The following is an 18,274-nucleotide window of genomic DNA, read 5'->3' on the forward strand; positions in this document are numbered from 1 at the left end:
CCGCCCGATCAACAGATCGGACGGGATCTCGTGAACCACTCCCGAGCCAACTCGGAAGCAGTCCGTCGGTGGACCTGAGGGGATTCGAACCCCTGACCCCCTCGTTGCGAACGAGGTGCGCTACCAGCTGCGCCACAGGCCCTTGCGACGAGTGAAACTCTAGCATCCTTGCCGGGGTGCTCAAAAATCGCTTCCCGTGCTGGTCAGCCGTGGGGGCTCACTCGTTCGCCGCGCGGGGGCGGTCGTCGTCGGCGTACTGGTCGAACAAGGGGGTGCGGCCCCGGGTGCGGCGGCCGGGGGCGGCGCGGCGCTGCGGGGTGGTGGACGGGGTCGGCTGGGGGGTTTCGGTGGCCGGGCCGGAGCGGGCGGAGCTCCAGGCGTCGTCGGCGTCCAGGTCGACATGGCTGGTGGCGCGCGGGGCGACCGGGGCCGTGACGTACGTCGGGAGCGGGACCGGGACGGGGTCCCAGCCGCCGGGCTCGGTGCGCTCGCGTTCGCGCTGCTGGTCCACCCACTCCGCGTGGTCGGTCTCCTCCACCAGGGCGCGGCGGCCGGCTGTCGACGCCGGCTCGGGGCGGGAGGCGGGCGCGGCGGTGCGTGCCGGGGCGGGGGACATGGCGGCGGCGTCCTCAGCGGGGGCTTCGTCGGCGGGGGGCTGCTGGGACGCCTGGGGAGGGCGTGGCCTGCCCTCCCGCAGCCGCTGGGCGGCCGCCTCCGCCTGGCGCTGGTCCATGGTGAAGGTGAAGCGGCGCCGCTCCTGGGCGCGGAGGTAGACGATGTACGCGCTGAGGAGTATGGCGGGGATGGCCGGCGCCCAGAGGAAGGCGAGGCCGCCGACGGCCGCGATGATCGTGCCGACGGTGAAGGCGAGGAAGAGGACGGTGGTGGTGCGCCGACGGCGGGCCAGCACCTTGGCGCGCTTCATGCGCTCGGCGGTGGAGGCCCGGTTGAAGGCGGGTTTCTTGCCGGGGCGGGGAGCGGGTGCGGGCCCGGAGGCAGCGGCGCTCGCGGAGGCGGGCCGGCCGCCGGAGGACGCGCTGCCGGGCACTGGGCCGCCGGGTGACGCGCCGCCGGGCGCGGGCGCCGCGTGGCGGTGAGCGGCGGGCGGGGCCTCGTCCGCGGGCGCGTCGAAGTCCCGGACGTCGGCCTCCTCGGCCGCGGCGTCCGGCTCTCGCGCTTCGCCCGCATCGTCGGTGGGCCGGCTGCCCTGCCCCTCCAGCCCCTTGGCGTAACGGCGCTCCATCGCCGCCCGTCCGGACAGGAGCCGGATGGCGGTACTGAAGCGTTCCGTCGGCCGGGCTTCATTGAGCTCGTCCTGCCTGCGAAGCCACATCGGCACCAAGTAGGCGGCCCAGGCCCCGACGATGACTGCGTAGATGAGGCCGCTGCTGCTCACGTCTCACACGGTAGAGGGGTTTGCAGGGGGCCATCCGCCAATTGAGCCGGTGTGTCGCACGATCTGGCTGATATCTCGAACTTTTTTTGTGATTGTTGAGATCAGCCGTACGCGCTTGTGGTCAATTGGTGAAAATATTCGAACACGTATTTTATTTGTGGGGTGTGCTGGGCTTCTCCCGGTGCCAGCGGCTCAACAGCCCCTCGGGCACCTCCTCCGCGGTCAGCGCGAATACGAGGTGGTCGCGCCAGGCCCCGTCGATGTGCAGATAGCGCGGCCGCAGCCCCTCCTCGCGAAAGCCGAGTTTCTCCACGACCCGGCGGCTGGGCAGGTTCTCCGGCCGAATACAGACCTCGACGCGGTGCAGGCCCACCGAGCGGAAGCAGTGGTCGACGGCGAGCGCCACCGCCGTCGGTATGACGCCGCGGCCCGCCACCGCCTCGTCGACCCAGTAGCCGACGTGGCCCGAACACATCGAGCCCCAGGTGATCCCGGCCACCGTCAGCTGCCCGGCCAACCGGCCCCGGTGCTCGACGACGAACGGCAGCATCCGGCCCGCGTGCGCCTCGGCGCGCAGATGCCGGACCATCTGACGGTACGTGGGCCGGTGCGGCGCGGGGACGCCCGGCGGGGGCGGCGGGATGGTCGCCTCCCACGGGCGCAGCCAGTCGCGGTTACGGCGGTTGACGTCGCGCCAGGCGCGTTGGTCGCGCAGCTTTATCGGGCGGAGGGCGGTCTCGCCGTCCGCCAGTACGACGGGCCAGGGGGCGTTCAGTGTGCGCTCCCGGTGGAGGTGGGATCCGGGGGTGCCGGCGTCGGCGTCGGCGTCGGCCCGTGGTCGCCGCCCCGTAGCTGGTCCGCCGCGTGCGGGAGGAGGTCGGCGAGGACCGCCAGGCCGTCGCGGACACCGCCGGTGGAGCCGGGCAGGTTGATGATCAGCGTACGGCCCGCCACCCCGGCCAGGCCCCGGGAGAGCGCGGCGGTGGGCACCTTCGCGCGGCCCGCGGCGCGGATCGCCTCCGGGATGCCGGGGACCTCGTAGTCGATGACGCGGCGGGTGACGTCGGGGGTGCGGTCGGTGGGCGAGATGCCCGTACCGCCGGTGGTCAGGACGACGTCGTAGCCGGCGGTGACGGCGGCGCGCAGGGCGGTCTCGACGGGCTCGCCGTCCGGGACCACCCGCGGCCCGTCGACCGCGAAGCCCAGCGCGGCCAGGCCCTCGGCGAGCAGCGGCCCGCCTTTGTCCGGGTACACACCGGCCGCCGCGCGGTTGGACGCGGTGACGACGAGGGCTCGGGGCGGTACCTCGGCCGGGGCCTCGGGCGACGGTGCGGGGGTGGGTCGCCGGGGCGAGGGGTTCTGGGACGGGGCGTCCCGGTGTGGGCGGTGGGACGCCCCCGGGTTCGGGCTCGGGCTCGGACCCGGACCGGCAGGAGCGGGAGCCCCGGGAGCCCGGGCCGCGGTGCCCGGTCCGGGGTTGGGCGGCGTGGCGGCGGGGCGGCCGGTGGCCGTCTCCGGTCCCGGGTTCGCGGTCGGGCCGCGCACCGCGCCGGGCGCGGTTTCCGGTCCCGGGTCTGCCGTCGCGCCGTGTCCGTCCTGGCCGGGGCGGTGCCGGTCCGCGGTCATGACCGGCTCCAGTGGCCCGACTTGCCGCCGGTCTTCTCCTCGACCCGTACGTCGGTGACGACCGCTTCCTTGTCGACGGCCTTGACCATGTCGACGACGGTCAGGGCGGCGACCGAGACGGCCGTCAGGGCCTCCATCTCCACGCCCGTGCGGTCCGTGGTGCGGACCGTGGCCAGGATCTCCACGGCGTCGTCGGCCACCCGGAGGTCGATTTCCACTCCGGAGATCGCGAGCGGATGGCAGAGCGGGATCAGGTCGGGGGTGCGCTTGGCGCCCATGATGCCCGCGATGCGGGCGGTGGCGAGTGCGTCGCCCTTCGGGACGCCCTCGCCGCGCAGCAGCTCGACGACGCGCGGCGCGACCAGGACGCGGCCGCTGGCGCGGGCGGTGCGCGCGGTGACGTCCTTCTGGGACACGTCGACCATGCGGGCCGCGCCCGACGCGTCGAGGTGGGTGAGGTCTTGCTGGCCGCTGCTCATCGTTCTCCCGGTCCGGACCGTGCCGCCTGTGCGACGACACCGTACCCGCAGGCGTCGGCCCTCACCCGGCTCCCCGGTGCTGACGGCACGCACGTTCGACGCGGACGGCCCCACGACACCGTACCGACGGCCCCCACGGCACCGTACGAACGGCCCCACAGCCACCGTGCGGACGGGCCCCGTTACACCGTATGAACGCCCCGCAGCACCGTATGCCCCCCGCAGCACCGTGCGGACGGCCCCACGGCACCGCACGGACACCGCCCGCCCCACCCCCCCGCCTCGTCCCCCACCCCTGGCCCCTCACCCCAGCAGCACGACCTCCACCTCCGCCCCCTCCGCGACCTCGGTCGTCTCCTCCGGGACCACGATCAGCGCGTTGGCCTGGGCCAGCGCCTTGATCAGGTGGGACCCGGCGCCGCCCACGGGCGTGACGGTGGCGGTGTCGGCGTCGTACCGGCCGCGCAGGAACTGGCGCCGGCCCTGCGGGGAGGAGTCGACGGCCGCGCCGCAGGTGGCCCGGGAGGTGTGGCGGTGCACGTCGGGCAGGCCCATGAGCGTACGGATGGCGGGGCGGACGAACAGTTCGAACGAGACGTACGAGCTGACCGGGTTGCCGGGCAGGGCCAGCAGCGGGATGCGGTCCGGGCCGATGAGGCCGAAGCCCTGCGGCTTGCCGGGCTGCATGGCCAGCTTGCGGAACTCGACGGTGCCTTCCTCGGCGGAGAGGTCGGCGAGGGTCTCCTTGACCACGTCGTACGCGCCGACGCTGACGCCGCCGCTGGTGACCAGGATGTCGGCCCGGATGAGCTGGTCCTCCAGGGTGGCGCGCAGCGTCTCGGCGTCGTCGGCGACGGCGCCGACGCGGTAGGCGATGGCGCCGGCCGCGCGGGCGGCGGCGGTGAGCTGGAAGCTGTTGGAGTCGTGGATCTGGCCGGGGGCCAACTCTTCGCCGGGCTGGACCAGTTCGCTTCCGGTGGACAGGACCACGACCCGGGGGCGCGGCCGGACCCGGACCGAGGCGCGCCCGATGGCGGCGAGCAGGCCGGTCTGGGCGGGGCCGATGACGGTGCCGGCCGGCAGGGCCAGTTCGCCGGCCGGGACGTCGCTGCCGCGGGCGCGTACGTGCTGCCGCTCGTCGACCGGGCGGTAGATCCGGACCTCGCCGCCGGCGGCCTCGGGCACGGCGCTGTGCGCGCGCATCGCCTCGGCGGGCCCGCCGCCCGTTCCGCCGTCGGTCCACTCCACGGGCACGACGGCTTCCGCGCCGGGGGGAAGGGGCGCGCCGGTCATGATGCGGGCGGCTTCGCCCGGGCCGACGGCGGGCAGCTCGGCACTGCCCGCCGCGACGTCGCCGACCACCGTCAGGGCGGCGGGGAAGTCGTCGGTGGCGCCCGCCACGTCGGCGACGCGGACCGCGTACCCGTCCATGGAGCTGTTGTCGAAGGGCGGCAGGGCGGCGGGGACGGTGACGTCCTCCACCAGCACGCAGCCCTGCGCGTCCAGGAGGTGGAGGTCGATGGGCTCCAGCGGGTGGATCTTGGAAAGGACGTCTTCGAGGTGGTCGGCCACCGACCAGACGCGTTCCTGGTGGCTGATCCGGCCGGTGGTGGCGCTCACGGTGTCACATCTCCTCGCTGACGAAGCTGCGCAGCCAGGTCCGGAACTCCGGGCCCAGGTCCTCACGTTCGCATGCCAGTCTGACAATGGCGCGGAGGTAGTCGCCACGGTCGCCGGTGTCATAGCGGCGCCCTTTGAAGACCACACCGTGGACGGGCCCGCCGAGGTCCGGGTCGGCGGCGAGCGCCTGGAGGGCGTCGGTCAGCTGGATCTCGCCGCCACGGCCCGGCGCGGTCCTGCGCAGCACCTCGAAGACGGCCGGGTCGAGGACGTACCGGCCGATGATGGCGAGATTGCTGGGGGCGTCGGCCGGGTCCGGCTTCTCGACCAGGTCGGAGACGAGCACCACGTCGTCGTCGCCGTCCGGGGCGGCGGCCGCGCACCCGTAGAGGCCGATCTGCGCCGGATCGACCTCCATGAGGGCGATGACGGAGCCGCCGTGCTGCTCCCGCACCTCGATCATGCGCTGGAGCAGCGGGTCGCGCGGGTCGATCAGGTCGTCACCGAGCATGACCGCGAAGGGCTGGTCGCCGACGTGCGGGGCGGCGCACAGGACGGCGTGGCCGAGGCCCTTGGGGTCCCCCTGGCGGACGTAGTGCATGGTGGCCAGGTCGCTGGACTCCTGGACACGGGCGAGGCGCGATTCGTCCCCTTTGCGGTCCAGAGCCTCTTCCAGCTCGTAATTGCGGTCGAAATGGTCTTCGAGGGGGCGCTTGTTGCGGCCGGTGACCATCAGGACGTCGCTGAGTCCGGCGGTGGCGGCCTCCTCCACGACGTACTGGATGGCGGGTTTGTCGACGACCGGCAGCATCTCCTTGGGCGTGGCCTTGGTCGCCGGGAGGAAGCGGGTCCCGAGACCGGCTGCCGGAATGACAGCCTTGGTGATCCGAGTACGCGATGGAGTCATGCGGATCACGATAACCGGCACTTTGCACCGGAAGGCGGGGTCCGGTGAACGGGTCACAGGAGCGGGAGCGACGGCGCATCATGAGCGGTTACGACGGTGGGAAACGCGGGTTGCGGCGTGATCTCCTGGACATGAGGGCCCAGTTGCCGGCCGGTGAAATCCGGGCGGCGGGGGCGGTGCTGGCGCGCCGTGCGCTGGCCCTGCCGGAGCTGGCCGGGGCGGGCACGGTCGCCGCGTACGTGTCGGTGGGGCGCGAGCCGTCCACACACGCGCTGTTGGACCAGTTGCACGCCGCCGGGGTACGGGTGCTGCTGCCCGTACTGCTGCCGGACAACGACCTGGACTGGGCCCCGTACGACGGCGCCGAGAGCCTCGTACGGGCCGCGCGGGGCCTGCGGGAGCCCGCCGGGCCCCGGCTGGGCCCGCGGTCCGTCACCGAGGCGGACGCGATGCTGCTGCCGGGGCTGGCGGTGGACCGGCGCGGCATGCGGCTCGGGCGCGGCGGCGGGTCGTACGACCGGGTGCTGGAGCGGCTGGAGAAGGCGGGCGTCCGGCCGGCGAAGGTGGTGCTGCTGTACGACGCGGAGGTGCTGGCGGAGGTGCCGGCCGAGGAGCACGACCGGCCGGTGGACGTGGCGGTGACGCCCGGGGGTGTGCACCGGTTCGCTGTGCCGTCGCCTCCGCCCTAGTCGCCCCCGGGGGGAGGCAGCCGGGGACCGCCGTAACCCTTCATGGACCACCGTGAACAGAACCGGGCGGACTCGAAGGGATTCGAGCCCGCCCGGCCTGCGAGGTCAGCGCCCCGTCACGGCGTCCGCCGCAGCGTTCGTCACGGCGACAGCGTCAGCGTGTCCTTGGCCGCGGCCTTGACGGCCTTCTGGGAGTAGGCCCACGGGAGCAGTTCGCCCTTGGCCCACTTGTCCGTCTGGTCGTAGTAGTGCGCGCTGTACGCGTGCCCGGAGGCGCCCGTCAGGTTGATCCACCGCGACTTGTCCAAGTCGGCCAGGTTGACGACCATCCGCATCGACGGGACCCAGGTGACCTCGTAGCCGCCGGCCGCGTTCCAGCCGGTGGCGTTGACGGCCGCCTCGCCGCCGCCCACGTTCCAGGGGCCACGGTTGAACAGGCCCTGGAGGAGGCCCGGGCCGCTGGTGCCCAGGGTCTGGTTCTTCAGGAACATCTGGTGCAGGCGGCCCCAGCTCCAGTTGTCGACGTTCTTGCCCAGCTTGCTGGTCAGCTCGTAGCGGGCGTCCCGCATGGCGTGCTTGAGGAGCTGGTCGCGGTTGGCGTCCAGGACCCGGCCGGGCCGGGACTCCGTCTTCCACCAGTCGTTCTTCGGGTCGTCGATGATGTTCCGGACGACCTCGTACCAGCGGTCGCCGCCGTCGGGCTGCGCCTGGTCGGGGGCGCGCTGGCCGCACTCGCGCACCAGCTTGTCCTGGTCGTCGGCCGGTCCGGTGTCGTCGGCCGGGCGGACGTTGAGGCACTGGCCCTCGACGCGCAGTTCCTTGGGCATCTTGTTGCCGAAGGCCAGCTTGAGGGTGTTGCGCCAGACCGCGTTGAAGTAGGCAGCGGCGGCCGAGTCGGGCTCCTGGGTGTAGTCCCAGCCCTCCAGCAGCTTCTGCGCCTCACGGACGTACGCGTCGTCCACGTCGATCTTCAGCAGGTAGGGCGTCAGCAGCTTGGCGATCTCGCTGCTGTTGTCCATCTGCATGGTCTGCATGTCGTCCGTGGAGACCTTGCCGCCGTCCTTGATCTTCGACTGGATGAGGTCGTTGATCCGCTGGCTGCGGGCGCCGTAGCCCCAGTCCTTGGTCAGCAGGTACGGGTACTTGTCCGGGTCGACGACGGCCTGGTTGGCGGTGACGATGTAGCCGCGCGCCGGGTTGTACTCGTTGGGCAGCGCCTTCTGGGGCACGTAGCCGGCCCAGCGGGCCTTGGGGTCCCAGCCGGGGGCGGGCAGCGTGCCGTCGTAGCCCTTGCCGCGGACCGGAATCCGGCCGGGCGCCTGGTAGCCGATGTTGCCCTTGGTGTCGGCGTAGATCAGGTTCTGCGAGGGCACCTCGAAGTGGGCGGCGGCCTTGCGGAAGTCCGTCCAGTTCTTGGCGCGGTTCAGCTCGAAGACCGCGTCCATCGACCTGCCGGGGTCCAGGGCGGTCCAGCGCAGCGAGATACCGTAGCCGTCGCCGCGGTCGGGCGCCGCGTTGCCGACCGGGGCGTGCTTGCCGACCTTGGTCATCTCGTCGTCGCGGTCGGAGATCAGCGGGCCGTTGTCGGTCGAGCGGACCGTGATCTCGCGGTCCGCGCCGCCGGCGACCTTGATGGTCTCCTTGCGGGTCTTGTACGGCTTGACCGTGTTGTTCGACAGGTACCCGTTGGCGCTGATCTTCTCCAGGTACAGGTCGGTGACGTCGGCGCCCAGGTTGGTCATGCCCCAGGAGATGTCCTGGTTGTGGCCGATGACCACGCCGGGCATCCCGGAGAAGGTGTAGCCCGAGACGTCGTAGTTGCACTTGGCGCTGGTGGTGCGGCAGTGCAGGCCCATCTGGTACCAGAGGGACGGCATCTGGGGGGCCAGGTGCGGGTCGTTGGCGAGCAGCGGCTTGCCGGTGGTGGTGTGGGCGCCGGAGACGACCCAGGAGTTCGAGCCGATGCCGTTGCCGTTGGGGCCGAGCAGGGCCGGGATCTTCTCCAGGGACTTGGAGACCGAGGAGAGCTGGGTCTGCACGCCCTGGGTGGCGGCGGAGGCGGAGTTGGTTCCGGTGCCCGTACCGGTTCCGGTGCCCGTACCCGTCCCGGTGCCCGTGCCGTTGCCGGCTCCCTGCCCCGTACGCGTGCCGGCGCCGTTCCCCGGGCCGGTGCCGGTGCCCGTACCGGTGCCGGAGCCCGTCCCGGTGCCCGTACCCGTGCCCGACCCCGAGTTGTTCTGCAGGCCGCCGCTCGGCGTCGCCTTGGCGTCGAAGTCCTTGGTGAGCGGGTCGACCGCGCCGCCGTCGACGATCGGCCGGTTCCGCTTGGCCGGGTACTTCGGGTAGAGCTGGTCGATCTGCGTCGGGCTGAAGCGGCTGGTCAGCAGGGCGCGGTCGATCTCGTCCTGCATGTTGCCGCGCAGGTCCCAGGCCATCGCCTTGAGCCAGGCCACCGAGTCGACCGGGGTCCACTTCTGCGGCTTGTAGTCGTTCTGGAAACCGAGCGCCGCGTACTCCAGGGAGAGCGCCGAGCCCTCGTGGTCCTTGAGGTAGGCGTTGACGCCGTCGGAGTACGCCTGGAGGTACTTCTTCGTCTCCGGGGAGAGCTTGGTGTCGTACTCCCGCTGTGCGACGTCGTGCCAGCCGAGCGTGCGCAGGAAGGCGTCGGTGTCGACCTGGCTCTGACCGAACATCTCCGAGAGGCGGCCGGCCGTCATGTGACGGCGTACGTCCATCTCCCAGAAGCGGTCCTGGGCCTGTACGAAGCCCTGGGCGCGGAAGAGGTCCTCGTCGGTGTCGGCGTAGATCTGCGGAATGCCGTTGCCGTCGCGTGAGACGTCGACGGGTGCGGTCAGGCCGGCCAGTTTCAGGGAACCGGTGGTCTGCGGGTACGAGGCGCGGACGGTACTGACGCCCCAGTACGCGCCGTAGCCGATGCCCGCCACGAGCAGAAGCACGACCGTGGTCGCGACGAGGCGGCCGCGCCGCCCCTTCTTCTTCGGCTTCTTCGCAGCCTTGTCAGGGGCGGGGGCGGACTTGTTGGCGGGCATCTCTGTCCTTCGAGGGGCAGGGTGGGAGTGCTGGAGCAACCATAGGCGCACGGGTCCGCCGAGCCCTACGCGGTGTAGCCGGCGGCACCTCCAAGATTCAAGCAATGGTAAATTGTTAGCCTCAGTAACTAGATACGGTAAGGAAAGCCCGCTCGTTCCACAGCCCTGTGCCCGCTCCCGTGCCTGACCGGCCCGCCACGAGGAAGGACCAGTCCTGACTGTCGACCGCCTCAACGAACTCCTGCTGATCTGCGCCCTCGTCCTGCTCGTCGCGGTGGCAGCGGTACGCGTCTCCTCCCGCAGCGGGTTGCCCAGCCTGCTCATCTATCTGGGGATAGGAATCGCCATAGGGCAGGACGGATTCGGCGGTGTCGTCTTCGACAACGCCGAGCTGACCCAGATACTGGGCTACACCGCCCTGGTCGTGATCCTGGCCGAGGGCGGCCTCGGCACGAAGTGGAAAGAGATCAGACCCGCGCTGCCCAGAGCCGCGGTGCTGTCGACGTTCGGTGTCGCGGTGAGCGTGGGGGTCACCGCGGCCGGCGCCCACTACCTCGTCGGTCTGGACTGGCGCCAGGCGCTGCTCATCGGCGCGGTGGTCTCCTCGACGGACGCGGCGGCGGTCTTCTCCGTCCTACGCAACGTGCCGCTGCCCGCCCGGCTGACCGGCGTCCTGGAGGCCGAGTCCGGCTTCAACGACGCCCCCGTGGTCATCCTCGTCGTCGCGTTCTCCACCGCCGGGCCGGTGGAGCACTGGTACACGCTGATCGGCGAGATCGCCCTGGAACTGACGATCGGCGCGGCCATCGGCCTGGCCGTCGGCTGGCTGGGCGCGTACGGGATGCGGCATGTCGCGCTGCCCGCGTCCGGCCTGTACCCGATCGCGGTGATGGCCATCGCGGTCTCCGCCTACGCGGCCGGCGCGCTGGCGCACGGCTCCGGCTTCCTCGCGGTCTACATCGCGGCGCTGATCCTCGGCAACGCGAAACTGCCGCACTCGGCCGCCACCCGCGGCTTCGCCGAAGGTCTCGGCTGGATCGGCCAGATCGGCATGTTCGTGCTGCTCGGTCTGCTGGTCACCCCGCACACGCTGTTCGACGACGCGGTGCCGGCGCTGGTCATCGGCCTGATCCTGACGATCGTGGCCCGGCCGACTTCCGTGTTCCTCGGGCTGCTGCCCTTCAAGGTGCCCTGGCGCGAGAAGGCGCTGCTGTCCTGGGCGGGGCTGCGCGGCGCCGTACCGATCGTGCTGGCCACCATCCCCATGGTGGGCGGTGTGCCCGGCAGCGACCGGGTCTTCAACATCGTCTTCATCCTGGTCGTCGTCTACACGCTGATCCAGGGCCCGACGCTGCCCTGGCTGGCCAGGAAGCTGCGCCTGGGGGACGACGAGGAGGCCGCCGACCTGGGGATCGAGTCGGCGCCGCTGGAGCGGCTGCGCGGCCATCTGCTGTCCACGACGATCAGTCCGAAGTCGCGGATGCACGGCGTGGAGATCAACGAACTGCGGCTGCCTCCGGGAGCCGCGGTCACCCTCGTCGTACGGGACGGGACCAGCTTCGTACCGTCGCCCACGACCGTGCTGCGACGCGGGGACGACCTGCTGGTCGTGGCCACGGACCCGGTACGGGACGCGGTCGAGAACCGGCTCCAGGCGGTCTCCCAGCACGGCAAACTGGCCGGCTGGCTGGCGCCGGGCGGGCCGGGCGGGCGGCGGGCCCTCCAGAAGGCGGGGCTGCGGCCGGGCGACCGGTCCGGGGTGCGGGCCGGGGAGCGGCCCGGGGAGCATCCCGGTGGCCGGGCCGGGGAGCGGGCCGGTGCACGGGCCGGGGAGCGGGCCGGTGGCCGGTCCGCCGCGCGGCCGGACGGGAAGGTCGAAGGGAAGCCCGACGGAGCTGCCGGGGGCCGGCCCGACGGAGCGACCGGTGGGCGGCCGCCGCACACGCCGGCGCGTTGAGCGACCGGGCGGACGCTGGGCAGCCGGCAACCTGATGCCGGGCCACCGGCGCGCCCGGACGGCGAACGACCGGCGACCGCGGCGAGCAACCGGAGCCCGGGCGGCAAACAACCGGGACCGACCGGGATCAACCAACAAACATGCCGAAAATCGCCGTGGGAAGCCCTGGCCGACGCCAGGGCTTCCCACGTATCGGCCTGTACTATGACATGGCAATCAAAGGAACCAACTCTGCCTGAAGCAGAGCTGGCGCGACCGCTCGGCGGCCGCGGTCCCCTGCCACACGCAGCCACCTCCCCGGTGCGGACCACGCGGTATCACTCGGTCCTGCGCGAGAGGACAGCTCTCGGCGCGCACACCCCGTGACAACCTCGCGGACAGCGCGCTACCAGGCGGTAGAAAGGCTCGGCCGTGGCATCCGCGGTCAAGGACAACGCGGGCAAGGACGTCCAGGACGAGGCCGTCCAGGACACGACCACCCCCGCACAGCAGACACCGGCCAAGGACGCCCGTCCCGGTTACGGGCAGTTGTTGCGTACCCCCGGGGCGTGGGCGTTCCTGCTGCCGGGCTTTCTGGCCCGCCAGCCCTTCGCGATGCTGACGTTCAGCATCCTGCTGCTCGTCCAGCACACCACCGGCTCGTACGGCACCGCCGGTGTCGTCTCGGCGGTCACCGGCGTCTCGATGGCGCTGTTCGCGCCGCAGAGCGGCAAGCTGGCCGACCGGTTCGGGCAGCGCGCGGTGCTCGTACCCGGCGTACTGGTGCACGCGGCGGCGGTCGCCGCGATGATCACGCTGGCGCTGTCGCAGGCCCCGCTGTGGGCGCTGCTGGTCATCGCCGTACCGACCGGCGCCTCGACACCGCAGATCGGCCCCATGGTGCGCTCCCGGTGGGCCGCCAAGCTGACCGGTACGCCCCTGATGCCGACGTCCACCGCCTTCGAGTCGGTGACCGACGAGTTCACCTTCGTCGTCGGCTCGGTGCTGGCGACCGCGCTGTGCACCGGCATCCACCCGGCGGCCGGCCTGGTCGCCGAGGGCGTCCTGACGCTGGGCGGCGGCCTGCTCTTCGCGGCGCAGCGGCGCAGCCAGCCGCCGGTGCACCGGTCCGGCGACAGCTCGGCCAAGCGCGTCTCGGCGCTGTCGGTGCCGGGTCTGCGGGTCCTGATCGCGGGCCTCTTCGGCATCGGCACGGTCTTCGGCGGGATGCAGGTCTCCCTCACGGCCTTCGCCGAGGACATCGGGCAGCCCGGCATCAACGGCCTGCTGTACGGGGTCTTCGCGGCGGGCAACATGCTGGCCGGCATCGTGTGCGGCGCGATCTCCTGGAAGGTCGGACCCCGGCGCCGCCTGCTGGTCGGGTACGCGCTGCTGACGCTGCTGACCACCCCGCTGTGGGCGGTGAGTGTGGCGCCCCTGATGGGCGCGGTGGGCCTGCTGGTGGGCCTGTGCATCGCCCCGGCGCTGATCACCGGCTACACGCTGGTGGACTCGCTGGTCCCGGCATCCGCCCGTACGGAGGCGTTCACCTGGCTGACCGGCGCGGTCGGTCTCGGCCAGGCCGCGGCGTCGACGGTCGCCGGTCTGCTGGCGGACCACTTCGGTCCGCATGCCGGATTCCTGGTTCCGCTGTGCGGTACGGGCTTGGCGCTGGTGGTGCTCGCGGTGTTCCGGGGGCACCTGGTGCCGCGCACCGAAACCCTGGTCGTCGGACGTGGGGTGGGTCACCGCTCACCGGCAACAGTGGACTGACGGGCCGGAATACTGCACTATGGAGCGTCGTTAGCACTCATTGAGTGAGAGTGCCAGGAGGAAGTCACAGTGCCGACCTACCAGTATCAGTGCACCGCGTGCGGCGAGGGCCTTGAGGCGGTGCAGAAGTTCACCGACGACGCGCTCACCGAGTGCCCCGCCTGCAACGGACGCCTCAAGAAGGTGTTCTCCGCGGTCGGCATCGTGTTCAAGGGCTCCGGGTTCTACCGGAACGACAGCCGCGGCTCGTCGTCCAGCAGCACCCCCGCGTCGAGCTCGTCCTCGTCGTCCGGCTCCGCGTCCTCGGACTCCGGCTCCTCGTCGTCTTCCTCGTCGTCCTCGGGCAGCGAGTCGAAGTCGTCCGCCGGCTCGTCGAGCTCTTCGGGTACGGGCTCCAGCTCGACGCCCAAGACCTCGGTCGCCTGAGCGAGGCTCCGGCCCCGCCCGGCAGCACTCCTGCGGTACCCCGGTCGGTCACGTACGTACCCGTACCGGACAGCTCTTCGCGGAAGCCCCGCCGTCACCGACGGCGGGGCTTCCGGCGTCATCGGCGGACCCGGCTTCTCCTCGTTCCCGGGCGTCGTGACGGAGATCACGCCCTACCCCCCTACGGCACGACCGGCCACCCGGCAGCGGCGTCGGCCCGCAAGCTGGGATCTGGGAATTCCGTTGCCGTGAGGGGCGGAGGAGGGCTGCGAGGGGAGGAGAGGCCCGTGAGGGTGACCGTTTTCTCCACAACCGGCGGGTAGCGAACGTCGGCCCGCGCGCGTCGGTGTCCGTTGTCCACAGGGCCGAGCGGGCTCCGGCGAAGTCCGGCACGGTGGAGCTCGTCCGCACCGATTCCGGCACCGCAGGCGGTGGTTACCGTGCCCCACGACCTCGACCTCGACCTCGACCTCGATCACGACATCGATCACGACATCGCTCCTCCCCTCCCCCTCCCTCCACCGTGTGAGGTTGCGCACTTCACTCCCGTACGGGCGCAGGGCGGGCGTCACCGCTTGCGCAGGGCGGTACGGCGCCGTCGGCGCACCATGACGGCGGGGCTGGCGATGACCGCCGCGGCCCTGACCGCCACGGCCCACCAGAGCGGCGAAGGTCGCGCCTCGGGCCCTTCGGGCGCCTGTGCCGCCCCGGCACCCGGGGGCCATCCGGGCTGGGGGCAGTCATGACGTCCCGGACCGCGCCCGGCGAAGATCGAATGGCCTTTGCCCGATATGCGCGCGACACTGGCGAAAGTGGCGGGGTGCGTCCGTCGTGCCGTGGGGAAGGCTCTTCTCCGGCCGACCGGGACGCGGCGCCGATCCGTACGGACGCTCTGTCCGCTCACCGGTTCAGGTCATGGGATTGGACAGCCTCGCCCTGCCCTGCCGTAGGTTGCGGTGCTGTTCGTTGCACGGTTCGTAGTGAGTGTGGAAAGAGGCTTTCGGGTGAGCGGGAAGACGGGCGTACTTTCGGGGTTCAAGGAATTCCTGATGCGCGGCAACGTGATCGAGCTCGCGGTGGCCGTGGTCGTCGGAGCCGCGTTCACGAACATCGTGAACGCCGTGGTCAAGGGCGTGATCAACCCGATCGTCGGCGCTCTGGGCTCGCAGAACCTCGACCACTACAAGGCCTGCCTCACCACCTGCTCCACGGACGCCAAGACCGGCGACTTCACGGACGGGATCTACATCCTGTGGGGCTCGGTGCTCAGCGCCGTCCTGACGTTCCTGATCACCGCCGCGGTCGTGTACTTCCTCATGATCCTGCCGATGAACAAGTGGAAGGCGCGCCAGGACGCCAAGAAGCCGGTGGACGACGGCCCGGTGGACCCGACCGAGGTCGAACTGCTGACGGAGATCCGCGACGCGCTCGTGGCGCAGCGCAACGGCTCGCTGTCCGGTTCGTCCATGGGCTCGCCCGGCCATGGCGGCAGCGGCTCGGTCGTCACGCAGAAGTCGCAGTAACGGACGCCGCGACGGACCCCGGTCCCACGAAGCCGTCCCGGCGCCTCGGTCAGAGGTGGTGGGGCGGCTTTTCGTCGAGGAAGCGCGCGAGGTCGGCCGCACTGTCCGTACGGCCCGGACGCTCGCCCCAGCCACGGTCGGTGTCGTCCGACGACCGTCGGCTCAGCGGGTCGTCGAAGATCAGCGCCGCGTGCGCCGCGGGCTGCGGGGGCCGAGGGGGCCGCTCGGAGTTCGCCGCGGTCTCCACGGTCTCCGGCCGCACCGGACTCTCCTGCGGCTCCGCGTCGGCCTCGGGCCGGGATTCGGGGGTCGTACTCACTCCTCCAGGGTACGGCCGCCGCACTCACGGATGTCGGCCGAGCCCGGCACGCTGTCTCCCCCTCCCCCCTACTCTGAGCTGTGCCGGACTCTTCAGAGAGGGGCCAGACCGTGTCTCAAGAAGGTGCCACCCCCGACTCCGCCCCCGCTCCCCTGGTCTTCGGCCAGCGGATGCAGATCCTGCGGCAGCGCCGTGGGATGACTCGTGCGGTGCTCGCGGGACTCATCGGCATGTCCGAGTCGTGGGTGAAGCGGGTGGAGAACGGGCAGTTGAAGATGCCCGGGCTGGACATGGTGCTACGAGTGGCCGAAGCGCTGCGGGTTCGGGATCTTGCGGAACTCACCGGGTCCGGGTCGGTACGGGTCGGACTGTTCGCCGGTCCTGGTCACCGGCTGCTGCCTGCGGTCGCCGCGGCGGTGAACCAGTTCCCCTTCGAGGCGGACCGGGTCGCTCCTTCGGCGGCACACCTGCGGTCGCGGTTGGCCCTTGCCTGGTCGGCCCGGCACTCCGCGCCGCACCACAGGGATGTCATCGGCGGACTGCTTCCCGACCTCATCCGCGATGCCCAGCTCGCCGTACGGCAAGCCGACTCGGCGGCCGAACGACGTACCGCCCAGGGCCTCCTCTCGGAGGTCTACAGTCTCAGCCAGTTCTTCGTCGCCTACCAGCCGGACGCCGCGCTCCTGTGGCGCGTCGCGGAACGCAGCATGATCGCGGCACAGGAGTCCGAGGACCCCCACACGATCGGCGTCGCAGCCTGGCTCACCGGGCAGGCGCACCGGGACGCCGGCCCACAGCACTACGACGCCGCCGACGAGGTGAACCTGGCAACGCTCCGCTACCTGGAGCCCCTGCTGCCGGACACGACCGATGACGTACGCGCCATCGCCGGGGCCCTGCAGTTCGAAGTCGGGTACACGGCGGCCCGGCGTGGGGACACGGGCACGGCGTGGCGCTCCTGGGACATCGCCCGTGAGATGGCCGAGCGGCTGCCTGCGGGCTACTTCCACCCGGTGACCTCGTTCTCTCGCGGCATCATGGGGGCCCATGCGGTGACCGTCGCGGTCGAACTGCACTCCGGCACCGAGGCCGTCCGGCAAGCGGAACGTGCCGAGGCCAGGTTCATCCCCTCCCGGCCGCGACGAGCCCGGCATCGCATCGAGCAGGCTCGCGGCTACCAACTCGACAAACAGAGGGACGTAGCGCTGGCGACACTCGGACAGGCGTACGAAGCCGCCCCGGAAACAGTCCGCTACAACGGCTACGCGAAGAGGATCGTGCTGGAGGAAACCGAGTCGAAGATTCCGTCCCGTCGTCGCAGGGCATCCGAGCTGGCCCAGAAGATCGGCCTGCTGGCTGCCTGAGGAAGGCTGCAGGGCAAGGGACACAATCTGTGTCCCCGCTGCCCGGCAGGCGCTCCTACGGTCGTGCCGTATCACCGAAAAGCACGACGCACGTAAGGGGAACCGCCATGCCCACCACACCCCCGCTCGCCTTTGTCTACGACCGTTGTGCCACGCGTTCGCATGCGATGTTGGAGATGCGCTTGGCCGGGTGTCGCGCCTATGCCGAGCGGCAGGGGTGGGAGGTTGCCGGGTGGTGGGTGGATTTCGGGGATGCGGCGTTGGGGGGTGAGCGGCCCGAGTTGGGGGCGCTGGTCGGTGCGTTGGGGCGCCAGGTGGTGGTCCGGCGCGCGTTCTGTCTCGTGCACCACTGGAACCGGTTCGCGCACGATGCCGAAGGGCGGCTCGCGCTCCAGCGGCGCGTGGCGGAGGCGGGTGGGCACTCGGCCACGACGTTCGGCGAGAGCGACGAGGACGACCGGAGCGACGAGCGGGCCGGGTACACGCGGGTGCCGGCGGGGCGGCAGCCCTCGGTGTAGCGGGCCCGGCCGGGACGGGCGTCAGCGGGTGGCGAGAGCCTCGTGCCACCAGTGGTCGCGGCCCGCTGTCCAGGAGACCGGGCGGCTGGTGCGGTTCACGACCAGGACGGACCGTACCCATGCGCCGTCGCGGCGCAGGGCGCGGTCCAGTACGGGCTTGACCGGGCGTACCGCGCCGTCCCAGAAGGCGGCGTCCGCGGTGATGATCACCTTGGCGCCGGATTCGCGTGCCGCCTCGGCGAGTTCCGGGACGGTCAGGAAGACCGGCAGCGTCGTACGGACGGCGTCGAGCCGGCCGCAGGCGAGTGTGGCGACGACCGACTCCGGTACCAGCGGCAGGTGGACCGCCACCGGGTCGCCGGCCCGCACGCCGAGCCGGGCCAGCGCAGCGGCCGCCCGCTTGGCCTGGCCCATGAGCATGGTGTGGGTCAGCTCCTCGTGACGTCCCGGCTCACCGTGCCAGGTGAGGGCCATCGGGGACGGGGACGCCGGGGGCTCTTGCGTTTCCCGGGTCGTTTCCTCATGCTCGGAGATCACACGGCGCAACATGTGGACCAGCTTGAAGATCAGCGATCAACAATTGCTGAACGTCCGCTGTACGGCACGTCCCGTGCCCCGCAGCAGCCGTTTTCGCGACGCCCCGGAAGG

General features: G+C 71.7%; 16 protein-coding genes and 1 tRNA gene. 7 read left to right on the forward strand and 10 right to left on the reverse strand.

What is annotated here, in order from left to right; genetic code table 11:
• Positions 1-69: 69 nt before the first annotated feature.
• From ACZ4QV_RS09445 to galU, 7 genes are all read right to left on the reverse strand, one after another.
• A tRNA-Ala gene (locus ACZ4QV_RS09445) sits at positions 70-142 on the reverse strand.
• Positions 143-217: 75 nt separating this feature from the next.
• A complete protein-coding gene (sepX, locus tag ACZ4QV_RS09450; RefSeq protein WP_467762739.1) occupies positions 218-1,396 on the reverse strand; it encodes a divisome protein SepX/GlpR in 1,179 nt (392 codons plus the stop codon).
• A 151-nt stretch (positions 1,397-1,547) separates the two neighbouring features.
• Positions 1,548-2,171: a GNAT family N-acetyltransferase gene (locus tag ACZ4QV_RS09455; protein WP_361150189.1), complete on the reverse strand. Its 624-nt coding sequence runs from the start codon at positions 2,169-2,171 to the stop codon at positions 1,548-1,550.
• On the reverse strand, positions 2,168-2,941 hold the full coding sequence (locus ACZ4QV_RS09460; RefSeq protein ID WP_467762812.1) for a MogA/MoaB family molybdenum cofactor biosynthesis protein: 774 nt from the start codon (positions 2,939-2,941) through the stop codon (positions 2,168-2,170). Before ACZ4QV_RS09460 ends, ACZ4QV_RS09455 begins: the two co-directional genes overlap by 4 nt.
• Positions 2,942-3,018: 77 nt before the next feature.
• Positions 3,019-3,501: a cyclic pyranopterin monophosphate synthase MoaC gene (gene moaC, locus ACZ4QV_RS09465; protein WP_361587512.1), complete on the reverse strand. Its 483-nt coding sequence runs from the start codon at positions 3,499-3,501 to the stop codon at positions 3,019-3,021.
• Between the two features lie 303 nt (positions 3,502-3,804).
• Positions 3,805-5,121, reverse strand: coding sequence for a molybdotransferase-like divisome protein Glp (glp, locus tag ACZ4QV_RS09470; RefSeq protein WP_361149670.1), 1,317 nt, complete (start codon positions 5,119-5,121; stop codon positions 3,805-3,807).
• Between the two features lie 4 nt (positions 5,122-5,125).
• On the reverse strand, positions 5,126-6,028 hold the full coding sequence (gene galU, locus ACZ4QV_RS09475; RefSeq protein WP_361149667.1) for a UTP--glucose-1-phosphate uridylyltransferase GalU: 903 nt from the start codon (positions 6,026-6,028) through the stop codon (positions 5,126-5,128).
• Positions 6,029-6,108: 80 nt separating this feature from the next.
• Here galU and ACZ4QV_RS09480 point away from each other — a divergent pair, with 80 nt between their 5' ends.
• Entirely contained in the window at positions 6,109-6,717 is a 609-nt protein-coding gene (locus ACZ4QV_RS09480) for a 5-formyltetrahydrofolate cyclo-ligase (RefSeq protein WP_361150187.1), read from the forward strand.
• Between the two features lie 140 nt (positions 6,718-6,857).
• Here ACZ4QV_RS09480 and ACZ4QV_RS09485 read toward each other — a convergent pair whose 3' ends face one another.
• Positions 6,858-9,767, reverse strand: a complete 2,910-nt coding sequence (locus ACZ4QV_RS09485) for a penicillin acylase family protein (protein ID WP_361149665.1) — start codon at positions 9,765-9,767, stop codon at positions 6,858-6,860.
• 274 nt (positions 9,768-10,041) lie between these two features.
• Between ACZ4QV_RS09485 and ACZ4QV_RS09490 the strand changes: the two genes are divergently transcribed.
• The 4 genes from ACZ4QV_RS09490 to mscL all read left to right on the forward strand — a co-directional run bounded on the left by ACZ4QV_RS09490 (position 10,042) and on the right by mscL (position 15,425).
• Positions 10,042-11,724 carry a potassium/proton antiporter gene (locus ACZ4QV_RS09490; protein WP_361149662.1) on the forward strand — a complete coding sequence of 561 codons (1,683 nt, stop codon included), beginning with the start codon at positions 10,042-10,044 and terminating at the stop codon, positions 11,722-11,724.
• 528 nt (positions 11,725-12,252) lie between these two features.
• A complete protein-coding gene (locus tag ACZ4QV_RS09495; RefSeq protein WP_361150185.1) occupies positions 12,253-13,476 on the forward strand; it encodes an MFS transporter in 1,224 nt (407 codons plus the stop codon).
• Positions 13,477-13,545: 69 nt separating this feature from the next.
• The gene (locus tag ACZ4QV_RS09500) at positions 13,546-13,902 is read left to right on the forward strand and encodes an FmdB family zinc ribbon protein (RefSeq protein ID WP_361149660.1); all 357 of its coding nucleotides are present in this window, start codon (positions 13,546-13,548) and stop codon (positions 13,900-13,902) included.
• A gap of 1,004 nt (positions 13,903-14,906) precedes the next feature.
• The gene (mscL, locus tag ACZ4QV_RS09505; RefSeq protein WP_361149658.1) at positions 14,907-15,425 is read left to right on the forward strand and encodes a large conductance mechanosensitive channel protein MscL; all 519 of its coding nucleotides are present in this window, start codon (positions 14,907-14,909) and stop codon (positions 15,423-15,425) included.
• A gap of 49 nt (positions 15,426-15,474) precedes the next feature.
• Here the strand turns inward: mscL and ACZ4QV_RS09510 are convergent, their stop codons facing one another.
• A complete protein-coding gene (locus ACZ4QV_RS09510) occupies positions 15,475-15,687 on the reverse strand; it encodes a hypothetical protein (RefSeq protein WP_361587554.1) in 213 nt (70 codons plus the stop codon).
• Positions 15,688-15,914: 227 nt separating this feature from the next.
• On the opposite strand from ACZ4QV_RS09510, the gene ACZ4QV_RS09515 reads away from it, so the two are divergent.
• The gene (locus ACZ4QV_RS09515) at positions 15,915-17,108 is read left to right on the forward strand and encodes a helix-turn-helix domain-containing protein (RefSeq protein WP_361587552.1); all 1,194 of its coding nucleotides are present in this window, start codon (positions 15,915-15,917) and stop codon (positions 17,106-17,108) included.
• 107 nt (positions 17,109-17,215) lie between these two features.
• A complete protein-coding gene (locus tag ACZ4QV_RS09520; protein WP_361587508.1) occupies positions 17,216-17,626 on the forward strand; it encodes a recombinase family protein in 411 nt (136 codons plus the stop codon).
• A gap of 21 nt (positions 17,627-17,647) precedes the next feature.
• Here the strand turns inward: ACZ4QV_RS09520 and ACZ4QV_RS09525 are convergent, their stop codons facing one another.
• On the reverse strand, positions 17,648-18,163 hold the full coding sequence (locus ACZ4QV_RS09525) for an AMP-binding protein (RefSeq protein ID WP_361149652.1): 516 nt from the start codon (positions 18,161-18,163) through the stop codon (positions 17,648-17,650).
• Between the last annotated feature and the right edge of the window lie 111 nt (positions 18,164-18,274).

It is taken from the genome of Streptomyces sp. NPDC026394 (genome assembly GCF_055567735.1).